We start from the raw sequence: 12,876 nt of genomic DNA, 5'->3' as shown, positions 1-12,876 counted from the left end.
GCATCGCCATCGGATTTGCCGTTGGTCCACGGCCAATCTGTTTTTGCACCGACGGATCGGGCTAGACTCGTGCATCCCTGTCAAAACAGAGAGGCAACTTATGGCCGAATGTCCGAGTGGAGGAGAGAACAACGGAATTGTCGCAAGCGCTGTTGCCGACGACGATCCGCGTCTCGCGTTCATCTATCAGGAGGCGGTGAGAGGTCTCACTCAACAGCAGACGCTTGTGGAGAACATGAGCACCCGCCGGCAGCCTTGTCTTTGCCACCGCATTTGCCAACTCGCTACTCGGCGGTGCGGCGCTTTCCAACGGGCTTGGGCTTTGGGATTGGACCGCAGTGGCCCTGTTGTTCGGCATCGGCGGGCTGATCGTCTTCATACTTTGGCCCTATCACCAATATACATTCCGCTTCAATCCGGAAGATCTGCTTGATCAATATGTCGACGGCGACAGGCCGACGACAATGTCAGCCATGCGCCGCGCGCTTGCCCTTCGGATCAAGGCGGACATGGCCGGCAAGTGGCGAATTATCCAGCGGCTCCGGCTGGCGTTGCAGATTGCGCTGGTTTTTCTGCTGCTCGACATCCTGGCTTGGCTATTGGCAAGCGGGCATCTGATCACGTCTCAAGGTGCACCGGCCTCGGTCGCGCATCATACCTGCGTCCTAGGAAATGGACAGGATCTCAAGTTCGCGCGGCCCTAGTTGGACAAAGTCGCCAACGGTTTTTCCGGTCAGCGCGATGGCAACCGGCGAACCATGCGATATGGAAGCTTTCAGACGGGTTGGCCTCATCCTCTCCGACGATGCGAAAGGTCTGAGTGCGGCCATCATCACGCTTGAAGGTAACGGTGTGCCCGAAGGCGATCACCTCATTAGAGGTGGGCACCGGCATAAGCTGAGCCGTACGCACGCGCTCGGCATAGTAACGCATATCTCGAACCGGAATCGCTGACCGGCGTCGCCGCTCGTTGACATCTTCCAGCACGCTAGCGGCCTCAAGAGCTTGCTGGGCGCGAGCCAATTCAACCTGCAGCGTCTTGAGGCCCGCTTCCGTGACAAGGTTGACCCGATCGGAGACAGGGCGAGCCGGCAGGATGGTTTCCGATGCTGCCTCGGCGCTTTCCTCCTTGGCAAACGCTACGCTCAATTGTCGATACTTTCTGCTTGCGGCCCACTGCCATTATTCGAGATTCTGGCGACGGATGACCGGCGCAAAACCTATGTTCGGCGCCTCGACCAGTTCGGCCCTTACCCGAACATCCTCTCGCCTTGCTCGTCGACCAGTTGCATGCCCTTCTTGATCGAGATGTCGACGGCGTCGTCCAGTCCGGCAAAGCGATCGGCGCGGATGAATTTGTGTTCCTTCATCACGCCGTCGACTTCCTTCGAAACCACGCCGCAAGTTTGGTACTGGCCGCCCTCCGCCTTGTAGGGCGTGGCGCTGATCAAAAATCCCTTGTGCTCAACCTGCTTTGCCGGTGCTGCGCTCTTGGGCTCGCCCCCCTCACCGCCACCACCGAAAAGACGCTTCAGAAAAGACATGGGGCTTCCTCCAACGGCAATCATCCTGCACCACGTCTCGCGGTGCAGGATGATTTTCAGTACCGTTCCTCAGTCGAACGGGCAAGCGTTCTCGCCAGGGGTCAACCGCGCGATAGCGCTTCCAGGGCTTCAGCGGCGGCTTCCAGGACTGCAATCGCCTCGGCCTGCTTTTCAGCCGGCGCGTCGACGAGATCGCCGAGCGCGGCACGCAGCCGGTGGCGCACGGCGCGGAACTCGTCGCGGGCTTCCGAGCGACCCCGTGCACCACGCCGTCCGCCTTCCTCGCCGTCGTCGTTCCAGCCGAACCAGTCCCGCGCTTTGGCCATCTTGCGGCCGAAGCGCTCGAGATGCTCGAGCACGCCGTCGATCATCTCGCGGTTCTCGGCGAGATGCGCCTGGCCCGCCTCGGTGATCGAAAACACCTTCTTGTTGCCGTCGGCGGCTGAAGCCGCATAGCCGGCCTCTTCCAGGAAGGTCAGCGTCGGATAGACGACGCCCGGGCTCGGGCTGTAGATGCCGCTGGTGCGCTCTTCCAGCGCCTTGATGATGTCGTAGCCGTGGCGAGGCGCCTCGGCCAGCAGCGACAGCGTGATCAGCTTGAGATCGCCGTCGGCCAGCATGCGCCCGGCACGAAACATGTCGCCCGGGCCGCCGCGTCCACCGCCACGTCCGCCGTGGCCGAACGGACCAAAGCCGCCGCCCCCTCTTCCACCAAATTTGCCTGCCATGTGCAGGAATGCGCGCTCGGCGCGCTCGCCAAAGGGATGATGTCTGTGCAATGAATTGCTCCTTGAGTTATATCTTACGATACATCTTAATTAGGCTTACCCCACCGACGAGTCAAGATATATCTTACGATGCATCTAAAGGCGGCGCCAGAAGGTTGATTTCGCCGCCGCCGGCAGCTAGAAAGCGCGTGAGGGCCAAAACCTCTCCGTAAGCGTCTGACGTCAAGCAACGCATCCACCCCGGTCTTTCCGGGCAGTTCCGCCGGAAACCCGGCGCAATGGATGCCAAATGCGACGGACCGGATGTTTCAGGAAAATCCAAAAATGACCACGACCCGTAAGCGCGGCAAGCTGCCGGCGCGCTATGCCGCGATCGTCAGTCCGCTGGTGCTGTCGCTGCTGATGACCTTCATCGTCTCGTTCATATCGACGCTGAAAAGCCTTGGACTGCGACCTGATTTGCCGGCTGTCTGGCTCACTGCCTGGGGCCTGTCCTGGCTGGTAGCGTTCCCAACGTTGCTCATGGTGCTGCCGGCGGTGCGCCGCATTGTCGGCTGGCTTTGCGAGCCGGCGTCCCGGTAACGCCCATGACGGTAAGGCCCGCAGATATCTTCGGGCCTTGCCTCGCTACCAGCGGCCCTTGCGCCGGTTCCAGGCATAGAGAAGATCGGCGAAACGATCATAGGCCAAGCGCGTCAGCGGCAGCGCGACCGGATTGCCGAAGAGCGTCGCCAGCCAGCCCTCGCCCGGCGTCGCCCGCCAGACGGCAACCGCGACATCGGCGCCGACCAGCAGCCTGCCTTCGGCATCGGTGGCATGCAGCCGGCGGCGTATGTCCTCCAGCGAGGCGCTGTAGCCAGAGAGCGCCGCCGGTTCGAGGTTGATGTCGCGGAATTCGATCCGCCCGGCCTTGATCGCCTCGATCAGCCGCCGTTTCTGCCGGGTGATGCCGCCATCGCAAACCGGGCAGCGTGTGTTGTACCAGACGGTCAGCGCAGGCTTGGACATGGAGCGACTATCACCCTGACGGCACGGCCCCGCAATATGACGCCGAGCCGCACGGACCCGCGCCCAGCGCTATCCAAGCGAAGTGACGATCTCGCGATAGGCAAATTCCGGGAAAGCCTTGAGCGTTCGCGTCTTGACGCTGCCACCCGTTGCCAGCATCAGGGCGAAACGAGCAAGCACAGCATCGTCGGGCGCCTCGATAATCGCCACCATGTCATATTCGCCCATAGTCAGGTAAAACGCCTTGAACGAGCCGCCCATGTCGGCCAGTTGCTTCTTGGCGCCATCGAGCCGCTTCGGCGACTCTCGGATATTTCTGGCGCCCTGTTCCGTCCAGTTCATCAGCAGGATGTAGGTTGTCATCACACACCTCCCTCCGGCGCCACGGAGCACGGCTGAGGACATCAGCCGGGGCGGACATCCGGTTTTTCGCCCAGAACATGCATCCGACCAGGCAAGTATCCTCCCGACGGAGATGGGCGACAAGAGCCTTCACCCGGCAACAAAAAGGGCGCCGTCGGCGCCCTTTTCGAATGCTGGTCTGTTGCCGGTATCAGCTGTCGAGGAAGCTCCTCAGCTTGCGGCTCCGGCTCGGGTGCTTGAGCTTGCGCAGCGCCTTGGCTTCGATCTGGCGGATACGTTCGCGGGTGACCGAAAACTGCTGGCCGACTTCTTCCAGCGTGTGGTCGGTGTTCATGCCGATGCCGAAGCGCATGCGCAGCACCCGCTCCTCGCGCGGCGTCAGCGAGGCCAGAACGCGCGTGGTGGTCTCGCGCAGATTGGCTTGGATCGCCGCATCGATCGGCAGGATCGCCATCTTGTCCTCGATGAAATCGCCCAGATGCGAATCCTCTTCGTCACCCACAGGGGTTTCGAGCGAGATCGGCTCCTTGGCGATCTTCAAGACCTTGCGCACTTTTTCGAGCGGCATTGCGAGCTTTTCTGCCAGTTCCTCCGGCGTCGGCTCGCGGCCGATCTCGTGCAGCATCTGGCGCGACGTGCGCACGATCTTGTTGATCGTCTCGATCATGTGCACCGGAATGCGGATGGTGCGCGCCTGGTCCGCGATCGAACGCGTGATCGCCTGCCGGATCCACCATGTCGCGTAGGTCGAGAACTTGTAGCCGCGGCGGTATTCGAATTTGTCGACCGCCTTCATCAGGCCGATATTGCCTTCCTGGATCAGGTCAAGGAACTGCAGGCCGCGATTGGTGTATTTCTTGGCGATGGAGATGACGAGGCGCAGATTGGCCTCGACCATTTCCTTCTTGGCGATCGCGGCTTCGCGCTCGCCCTTCTGCACCTGGTTGACGATCTTGCGGAATTCCAGGATCGAGATCGCCGTCTCGGTGGCGAGGTTCTGGATTTCCGAACGCAGATCCTTGATCGCGTCCTTCTCGTTCTTGGTGAATTCCTTCCAACCGCGCGAGGTCAAGTTGCCGATCGAGCGCGTCCAGTTCGGGTCGAGCTCGGATCCCTGATATTCCTTGAGGAACTCCTCGCGGCGCACGCCATAGCTTTCGGCCAGGCGCAGCAGCTTGCCTTCGTTCTGCACCAGGCGCTTGTTGATGTCGTAAAGCTGCTCGACCAGCGCCTCGATGCGCGCCGTGTTGAGCGACAGCGACTTCACCGCCTTGATCAGCTGGTCCTTCAGCTCCTTCAGGCGGCGGTCCTGGCTGGGCGACAGCGTGCCCGTCGCGGCCAGACGGTTTTCGACCTGCTGGTCCTGCAGCTTGCGCAGCTTCTTGTAGGTGTCGGCGATGACGTCGAGCGTCTCCATCACCTGCGGGCGCAATTCCGCTTCCATCGCCGCCAGCGACAGGCTCGCCTCGTCCTCGTCTTCCTCGTCGTCATCGACCAGGCCGCGCGTGTCGGCGCCGACATTGGTGATGTCGTCTTCCTCGTCGCGTCCACGCCTCGGCTTGTCCTCGGCCTTGGGCGCCTCCTCGATGCGCTCGACCACCGGCGCCTGCTTGGCTTCGGGGCCGGCATAGGTGGCTTCGAGGTCGATGATCTCGCGCAGCAGGATCTTGGATTCGTTGAGCTCGTCACGCCAGATGATGATGGCCTGGAAGGTCAGCGGGCTTTCGCAGAGGCCCGCGATCATCGTTTCGCGGCCGGCCTCGATGCGCTTGGCGATCGCGATTTCGCCCTCGCGCGACAGGAGCTCGACCGAGCCCATCTCGCGCAGATACATGCGCACCGGGTCATCGGTGCGGTCGGTCGGCTCTTTCTTGGTGGTCGTGGCCGCGACGGCGGTGCCGGTCTGCTCGGCCAGTTCGTTGGCGTCTTCCTCGGCGTCGGCATTGCTGTCGGCGGCCTCGGGCTCCTCGCTCTGATCGTCGTCCTCGACCACGTTGATGCCCATGTCGGACAGCATCGCATTGATGTCTTCGATGCGATCCGGATCGGTCTCTTCCGACGGCAGAACCGCGTTCAGTTCGTCGAGAGTCACATAGCCGCGCTTCTTGGCGGCCTTGATCATCTTCTTGACAGCATCATCGGAAAGGTCGAGCAGAGGCCCATCGGTTGCGCCTTCACGTTCGGTCTCGACCTCTTCCTTTTCCTTTGTCGCCATAGTCTTTATCTTCTCCTAGCGGCCGAGCATCGAAGCCGCGTAGCTGCCGCACCGGTCAAACTACATGCGCTGGTGGCGCTTAACCGGGCCGGTAACCGAATCAACTCTTTTGTTTGTTCATATCGTGCCCCCAAAACCGGTTTTCACTTTTGGGCGATATGCATTAAGTCCAGATTAACCCTGATATCTGTGGCAGGCTGACAGCCTGTCCAGTGATCAGCACCTCGCGTCAGTGCATTTCCATCGACGCCGGCGCGGGTTAAGGTTTCGAATCGTCCTGATTCCGTCATTCTGCCAGAAGGTCAAGCGCCTCTCGCATGATTCGCATCAAAAAAGCGAATCAATTACCCGACTTAGAGGCGTCGATTCGACGCGCAGCACGTACAACATTCATTTCGACCTAGACGCGCCCACCCCTGCCCGAGGACACACCGAACCCTTCGATCAGCGCTTCCGTTGCTTGTACATCACGGAATTGCGCCTGGATCTCGATGAGGTGCCGGTAGTTTTCGTCAGTGGGATCGCTGGCGAGCGCTGCTTCCGCCTGTTTCAGCTCCTTATGTAAGGTGCGCGCGCTGCGCTGCAAGTGCAGCGCCTGGTTGAAGGCGCCGCGGGCATCGTCAAGCGCTGTGGTTTCCAACGCCGGCCATTGCCTGGTCCGTTGGATCAGCGCCACGGCGCGCGCCCAGATATCGCTGCAGCCGGCACGTTCGATGGTGGCGATCACTGCGCTACGGTCATTGGCCATGTCATGCGCCATCGCATCGAGGATGGCGGCGTGCAGCCGCTGCAGATCGGTGTTGGCGAGATCGAGGAACTCGACATGGGCGAAGTTCTCGTCGATCAGCGCCGGATGGTTGACGAGAGCTACGATGATCGTCGCCTCGCGCACCGACATCATCTCGCCACCGCGCTTGACCATGGCGGAGCGGCCGAGGCTTTCAGTGATCGCGGCGCGCGCGCCTGCCCCGCTGCCTTTGGCGAACTGTCCGCCGGGTGCGGGCGTTTTGCCCTGCCCCGGTTTCCAGTCCTGGCGACCTTGCCGCACTTCGCGCTGGGCGCTGAAGAAGGTCAGCTCCCGCTCGCGCATCCACTGCTGGTAGTGGTAGCGCTGGCTCTCATCGCGGATGCGGCTGGTCAGTTCGCGCAGCGTCTTTGTCAGCCCCGCCCGCCGCTCCGGCGTGTCGAAGACGCCACCGGATGTCTCACGCATCCACAACAAATCAGCGAGAGGCCGCGCTTCCGCCAGCACGGCACGAAACGCGTCCGGCCCTTCTGCCTTGACCAGATCGTCGGGATCCTTGCCCTCCGGCAACAGCGCAAAGCGCACCGACCGCCCGGCCTGCACCGACGGCAGCGCGAGATCCGCGGCGCGCCACGCCGCCTTCAGCCCGGCCTGGTCGCCGTCGAAGCACAGCATCGGCTCAGGCGCCATGCGCCACAGAAGTTCGAGTTGGTTTTCGGTGAGCGCGGTGCCGAGCGGCGCCACGGCATTCTCGAAGCCGGCCTGCGCCAGCGCAATCACGTCCATATAGCCTTCGACGGCAATCACCGTGCCGCCTTTCGCCAGCGCTTTGCGGGCGCGGGCGAAATTGTAGAGCACGTTGCCCTTGTGGAAGAGCTCCGTATCGGGCGAATTCATGTATTTGGCCAGCGCATCGGGCGCCAGTGCGCGGCCGCCAAAGGCGATGATCTTGCCGCGCGAATCCGGGATCGGGAACATGATGCGATCGCGGAACCAGTCATAGGAGACCGGGATGTCGTCGCCATGACGCACCAGCCCGCAGGCCTCGATGTCGGCCTTGGGCACACCCTTGGCGGCAAGATGTTCCTTCAGCGCATTGCGGCTGTCGGGCGCAAAGCCCAGCCGGAACGATTGCTGCGTCGCCGGCGTCAGCCCGCGATCCCTGAGATAGGCGCGGGCTTTTGCACCCTCCGGTCCTTGCAGCCGCTCCTGGAAGAAGGCAGTCGCCATCTCCATGACATCGGTCAGACTGGCGCGTTCCTTCTCACGCTGTTCTTCCCGCTCGTCGCGCACCGGCATCGGCACGCCGGCCATGTCGGCGATCTTCTCGACCGCTTCGGGAAAGCTTAATCCGTCGAGCTCGGTCAGGAACTTGAAATGATCGCCCGACACCGAACAGCCGAAACAGTGATAGCGGCCCTTCTTGTCCTCGCAGTGGAAGGAGGGGCTCTTTTCGCCATGGAACGGACAACAGGCCCAATAGTCGCCGCGCGAGGCGTTGGTCTTCTTCCTGTCCCATGCGACGCGCTGGCCGATGACCGATGAAATCGGCACACGGTCGCGTATCTCATCGAGAAAGGCGGGCGGAAAGCGCATTGGGGAACTCGTTTGTCCCTCATATAATCATGCTCGCGGAATCCGACGACCCTTATTGCGGACCATACCCGGTTTCCACAACCAAAAAGCCCGGTTTCTACAGCCAAAAGAAAGGCGGCCGTTTCGGACCGCCTCCTTTCAAGTCTCTGCATTGCGCCGGCGAGGCCGGGCTTAATGCGCGGCAATGGCGCCGAAGATGATGCCGGACAGGACGCTGACCAGCACATAGTCGTTGCCGACGCGGATCCATTCCTGGCCGCGGCCGGGGCGATGCAGGCCATAGCGGCCATAATCGCGGATCGGCTGGTGCCGCTTCCAGCTGGAATATTTCTGGCCATTGCGCCAATGGCTGCGCTTGACGACTACCGTCTTCTTCACGACGCGCTTCCTGATATCGACATGCTTGCCGGGCCTCTGCCAGTCGACCTGCGTGTAATTCGACTGCGGTGCGACCGGTGCGTTCACCGGTGCGGCCTGGCCGGTAAGCGAAGTGGCGGCCAGCATCGAGAAAGCGAGGGCGGAAAGAACAATACGTTTCATAGCGGGGCTCCTTGGTTGTCGATGCCTAGGGAATAGCGCCCGAAGGATGAACCGAAACTGAACACTAGCATTACATTTACGTAATGAAATCCGGTGCTTATCCTGGATATTTGAACATCATCGCAAAGGCGATTGCCGGGAGTCCGGCAAACCGGGACGATCCGCTGCCATCACCAGGGATCCGCCATGCAACCATTTGCGCATCCGTCCATTTTCCGACACGCCCTGTCGCGCCGCGACGGCTCTTGAAATCGACAAGATTTTATTACCCGGCTAAAATATTCCGGATATTGTTCAAGACTGTCATGACCATGATTCGCAGCCCCGTTTTCCTCCCTGCACTGCGCGCCCTCCGCGTCGCGGTAGCTGTCTGCGTGCGGGTTTCGAAGTGAGCGGCTCCGTCGTCCTGCTGCATCTGGCGGGCTCGGTGGCGCTGATGCTGTTTGCCACCCGCATGGTCAAGACAGGCGTCGAGCGCGCCTATGGCGACGTGCTGCGTCACCGGCTGCGCTCCACCATGCGCAATCCGATCATGGCGGTGCTGGCTGGCTGCGGCCTGTCGATCGCACTGCAGAGCTCGACCGCCGTCACGCTTCTCGTCGGCTCCTTCGCCGGCGCCGGCATCGTCTCGGGCATGTCGGGCCAATTGGCGGTGCGCGGCGCCGAGATCGGCTCGGCGCTGGTGGTCAAGCTCTTGACCTTCGATCTGACGCTGCTGGTGCCGATCTGCCTCGTCGCCGGCACGGTCATGTTCATGGCCACCGAGCGGCGCGACTGGCGCCAGTTCGGCCGCATCCTGGTCGGCATCGGCCTTCTGGTACTGTCGCTGGAGATGATCGGCCAAGCCTCGGAGCCGCTGCGCCAGAGCACGCTGATGCCGCTCATCATCGAATATTTCTCCAGCGACTACGTCACCGCCTATCTGCTCGCCGCGCTCGTCACCTGGCTGTTCCACTCCTCGATCGCCGCCGTGCTTTTGATGGTCACGCTGGCCGGCCGCGGCTTCATCCCGCCCGAACTCGGCATCGTGCTGGTGCTCGGCGTCAATCTCGGCTCGTCGATCATCGCGCCGCTGCTCACCCGAAGTGCCGAACCTGGCGTGCGCGTCGTGCCGATCGGCAATCTGTTGATGCGCGGCATGGGCTCGCTGGTGATGCTGATCCTGTTCATGACGCTCAAGCCGCCGGTCGCCTTCCTCGGCGCCACCGTGCCCGACCAGATCGTCAACGCCCACATCCTGTTCAATGTGCTGATCCTGCTCGCCGGCCTGCCGCTTGCCAGCTTGATCTATCGTGCCTCTGAGAAGATCGTCGCAATGGGCACCAAGCCGGCGCCGGCTACAGAGCTCGATGTGGTCGAACTCTCCGCCCTCAACGACGGCGCGCTCGACGTTCCGAGCCAGGCGCTGGCCAACGCCACCCGCGAGGTGGTGCGCGTCTGCGAGACGGTCGAGATCATGCTCAAGCGCATCATCGAGCTGTATGAAAGCGCCGACGGCGACAAGATCAAGGCGCTGGCCGCCCTTGACGACCGCGTCGACAGGAAGCACGCGGCGATCAAGCTCTATCTGGCCAAATTGACCAGGAACTCGCTCACAGAGGACGAGGCGCTGCGCTGCCAGGAGCTGATAGGCGCCTGCGTCAAGCTTGAGCAGGTCGGCGACATCATCGTGCGCAACATGCTGGTGCATGTGAAGAAGAAGTTCGAGCGCGGGCTGGAGTTCACGCCCGAGGGCTGGAGCGAGTTGCTCGCCTTCCACACCTCGGTGCTGGCCAATGCCAGGCTTGCCTTCAACGTGCTGGTGTCGCGCGACCCTGAGACTGCCCGCCAGTTGGTGCTGGAAAAGGACCGGCTGCGCGACCGCGAAAAGGAAACCAGCGCCAGCCATTTCGTGCGCCTGCGCGACGGCACCGCCAAGAGCGTCGAGACAAGTTCCATCCACCTCGACACCATCCGCGACCTGAAGCAGATCAACTCGCTGCTGGCGTCGATGGCCTACCCGGTGCTGGAAGAGCGCGGCCTGCTCGGCGGCTCCAGGTTGAAGGCGAGCTGATCAAGAAAACCTAAACCGGCCGCAAAAATTTCTGCATTGCCGGCAAGCGCCATCCATGATTTGAGGCCAACTCGTTCAAGGATCGCTTCCGCGCCATGCTTCCGCTCATTGCCCTGTTCATCGCCGCCTTCGCTTTCGGCACCACCGAATTCGTCATTGCCGGCGTGCTGCCGCAAGTGGCCGACGGCCTTGGCGTTTTGATCCCGACCTCCGGCTATCTCGTCTCAGGCTATGCCGGCGGCATCGCGGTTGGCGGGCCATTGCTGGCGCTCGCCACCAAGGGCATTTCCCGCAAGACGCTGCTGCTTTGCCTGACCGTCGCCTTCACCATCGGCCAGGCCGCTTGCGCGCTGGCGCCCGATTTTACCTCGATGCTGCTCTTGCGCATTGCGGTCGCCGTCGCACACGGCGCCTATTTCGGCGTCGCCATGGTGGTGGCTGTCGGCCTCGTGCCCGAGGACAAGCGCGGCATGGCCGTGGCTGTGATCCTCTCCGGCCTCACCGTATCCAATGTCATCGGCGTGCCGGCCGGCACCGCAATCGGCAATCTCTGGGGCTGGCGCGCCACCTTCTGGGTGATGTGCGCGCTGGGCGTGGTGGCGTTTGCCGCCATGGCCGCCCTCCTGCCGCGCAAAACGGGCGCATCGAGCCCATCCACCAGCCTTGGCAGCGAGGTTCGCGTGCTGGCGCGCCAGCAAGTCTGGACCTCGCTGATCCTGATGCTGATGTTGATGATCGGCCAGTTCGGCCTGTTCACCTACATCACCCCGACACTGCTTGAGGTGACCCATCTCGAGGAGGGCCTGATCCCCTGGGTGCTGCTGCTCAACGGCGTCGGCGCCACCGTCGGCGTCTTTCTCGGCGGCAAGCTTTCCGACTGGAAGCTGATGCCGTCGCTGATCACAATGCTTGCGCTGCAGGCGGTGATGTTGGGCGTGATCTATGCCGTCAGCCCCTAGCCGATATGGCCGAGCACATGCGACGGCAGTGCGGCCGTACCCGGCTGCCAGCGAAAGCCGATCGAGCCGGCGGCCTCGCCGTCCCAGATCCAGCGCCGGAAGCCCGGCAGCCGCGGCACTGTCGTGCCGTCCGGCAAGGTAATCGGGCCTCCTTTGGCCTCGGGATCGTCGAGGCTGGCAAGGAACGCCGCGGGATCCTCGTCGATCGCCGCAAGTTGCTCGCGCGTCGCTTCCATCAGCCGGACATTGTCCGGCGACCAGCCACGCTCGAGCGCCGCCTTGTAGGAGGGCAGATGTTCGAGCGTGGGTTTGACGATTTCGATCATGGTGGGTCTCTCCGGCAGGTCAAGGCTTGGCTCGCTTAAGCCGGTGCGGACCGTTTCTTGCCCAGAGGTAATGCCCCTGCTCTCCTTCGCCATTGAAGTGGTGTCGGCTCCTACTGCAGCAGGCCTTTGACGATGCCGCTGGCCTTGCCGAAATCCATCTGGCCGGCATATTTCTGCTTCAGCACAGCGATCACCTTGCCCATGTCCTTCTGACTGGTCGCACCGGTAGCAGTGATCGCTTCGCGCGCCGCTGCAGTCACCGCCGCCTCGTCCAGCTGCGTCGGCAGGAAGCCGCGGATGATCTCCATCTCGCCACGCTCCTGCGCCGCCAGTTCCGGGCGCTTGCCGTCCTCGAACGCCTTGGCCGATTCCTCGCGCTGCTTCACCATTTTGGCCAGGATCTGCAAGATCTCCTCGTCGCTGGCGGGATCCTTGGCCGAGCCGCGATTGGCGATGTCGCGGTCGTGAATGGCGGCCTGGATGAGCCGCAGCGTCGGCAGCCGGTGCTTGTCCTGCGCCTTCATCGCGCTCTTCAGGGATTCGGCGATTTTTGCGCGCATGATGCTTTCTCCTTCGAACGGTGCGGACAATAACGGTGGCGAACTCGTAAAGCAAACACGCCAAGCCTCTGATATTGTTCGACGAAACAAATGCCCGCCGTTTTGGCCCGGCATCATTGACCGCTCTGGCGCCTTCCCCTATGTACTCGGCCTTGCATAAGACAAAGAATTGAAGCGCGCAGGCTCGAGAGATCGGCCGCGCCGTTTGCTGCGCAGATGGCCCGCCATCGAAGCGCGCA

At 62.4% G+C, this 12,876-nt stretch carries 11 protein-coding genes and 3 pseudogenes; 4 read left to right on the top strand and 10 right to left on the bottom strand.

Going from position 1 to position 12,876, the window contains the following annotated elements; translation table 11 throughout:
• Nucleotides 1–338: 338 nt before the first annotated feature.
• Entirely contained in the window at nucleotides 339–704 is a 366-nt protein-coding gene (locus tag NKI32_RS02590) for a hypothetical protein (RefSeq protein WP_353001724.1), read from the top strand.
• On the opposite strand, the pseudogene greA reads toward NKI32_RS02590, so the two are convergent.
• From greA to NKI32_RS02575, 3 genes and pseudogenes are all read right to left on the bottom strand, one after another.
• Nucleotides 666–1,149 (bottom strand): annotated as a pseudogene (gene greA, locus NKI32_RS02585) (transcription elongation factor GreA). The gene NKI32_RS02590 and the pseudogene greA sit on opposite strands and share 39 nt — an antisense overlap.
• Before the next feature lie 101 nt (nucleotides 1,150–1,250).
• Complete coding sequence (locus NKI32_RS02580) at nucleotides 1,251–1,544, bottom strand: HlyU family transcriptional regulator (RefSeq protein WP_023672451.1); 294 nt, start codon at nucleotides 1,542–1,544, stop codon at nucleotides 1,251–1,253.
• Nucleotides 1,545–1,645: 101 nt separating this feature from the next.
• Nucleotides 1,646–2,272 carry a PadR family transcriptional regulator gene (locus tag NKI32_RS02575; protein WP_353001757.1) on the bottom strand — a complete coding sequence of 209 codons (627 nt, stop codon included), beginning with the start codon at nucleotides 2,270–2,272 and terminating at the stop codon, nucleotides 1,646–1,648.
• Between the two features lie 324 nt (nucleotides 2,273–2,596).
• Between NKI32_RS02575 and NKI32_RS02570 the strand changes: the two genes are divergently transcribed.
• Nucleotides 2,597–2,854, top strand: a complete 258-nt coding sequence (locus tag NKI32_RS02570; protein WP_023697083.1) for a DUF2798 domain-containing protein — start codon at nucleotides 2,597–2,599, stop codon at nucleotides 2,852–2,854.
• Nucleotides 2,855–2,899: 45 nt separating this feature from the next.
• Here the strand turns inward: NKI32_RS02570 and NKI32_RS02565 are convergent, their stop codons facing one another.
• The 5 genes from NKI32_RS02565 to NKI32_RS02545 form a co-directional block, all read right to left on the bottom strand.
• Complete coding sequence (locus NKI32_RS02565; RefSeq protein ID WP_023697082.1) at nucleotides 2,900–3,280, bottom strand: thiol-disulfide oxidoreductase DCC family protein; 381 nt, start codon at nucleotides 3,278–3,280, stop codon at nucleotides 2,900–2,902.
• A 69-nt stretch (nucleotides 3,281–3,349) separates the two neighbouring features.
• The gene (locus NKI32_RS02560) at nucleotides 3,350–3,643 is read right to left on the bottom strand and encodes a GYD domain-containing protein (protein ID WP_027049951.1); all 294 of its coding nucleotides are present in this window, start codon (nucleotides 3,641–3,643) and stop codon (nucleotides 3,350–3,352) included.
• Nucleotides 3,644–3,833: 190 nt separating this feature from the next.
• On the bottom strand, nucleotides 3,834–5,858 hold the full coding sequence (gene rpoD, locus NKI32_RS02555) for an RNA polymerase sigma factor RpoD (RefSeq protein WP_023672446.1): 2,025 nt from the start codon (nucleotides 5,856–5,858) through the stop codon (nucleotides 3,834–3,836).
• Nucleotides 5,859–6,258: 400 nt separating this feature from the next.
• Nucleotides 6,259–8,199 carry a DNA primase gene (gene dnaG / locus NKI32_RS02550; RefSeq protein ID WP_352757625.1) on the bottom strand — a complete coding sequence of 647 codons (1,941 nt, stop codon included), beginning with the start codon at nucleotides 8,197–8,199 and terminating at the stop codon, nucleotides 6,259–6,261.
• 171 nt (nucleotides 8,200–8,370) lie between these two features.
• Nucleotides 8,371–8,739, bottom strand: a complete 369-nt coding sequence (locus tag NKI32_RS02545; RefSeq protein WP_023754527.1) for an RcnB family protein — start codon at nucleotides 8,737–8,739, stop codon at nucleotides 8,371–8,373.
• 388 nt (nucleotides 8,740–9,127) lie between these two features.
• Here NKI32_RS02545 and NKI32_RS02540 point away from each other — a divergent pair, with 388 nt between their 5' ends.
• Together NKI32_RS02540 and NKI32_RS02535 are read left to right on the top strand one after the other, a co-directional pair.
• Nucleotides 9,128–10,792, top strand: a complete 1,665-nt coding sequence (locus NKI32_RS02540; protein WP_352497543.1) for a Na/Pi cotransporter family protein — start codon at nucleotides 9,128–9,130, stop codon at nucleotides 10,790–10,792.
• A 95-nt stretch (nucleotides 10,793–10,887) separates the two neighbouring features.
• Nucleotides 10,888–11,748: pseudogene (locus tag NKI32_RS02535) on the top strand (MFS transporter); the annotation flags it as partial.
• Between the two features lie 2 nt (nucleotides 11,749–11,750).
• Here the strand turns inward: NKI32_RS02535 and NKI32_RS02530 are convergent.
• Nucleotides 11,751–12,077 (bottom strand): annotated as a pseudogene (locus NKI32_RS02530) (GNAT family N-acetyltransferase); the annotation flags it as partial.
• A gap of 110 nt (nucleotides 12,078–12,187) precedes the next feature.
• Nucleotides 12,188–12,637 carry a GatB/YqeY domain-containing protein gene (locus NKI32_RS02525; RefSeq protein ID WP_031197556.1) on the bottom strand — a complete coding sequence of 150 codons (450 nt, stop codon included), beginning with the start codon at nucleotides 12,635–12,637 and terminating at the stop codon, nucleotides 12,188–12,190.
• Nucleotides 12,638–12,876 lie beyond the last annotated feature (239 nt).

Origin of the sequence: Mesorhizobium sp. M0761 (genome assembly GCF_040320205.1) — a bacterium.
Lineage (GTDB): Bacteria > Pseudomonadota > Alphaproteobacteria > Rhizobiales > Rhizobiaceae > Mesorhizobium.
The sequence above is the reverse complement of the archived record's forward strand: the minus strand, read 5'-3'. Positions and strand labels throughout refer to the sequence as shown.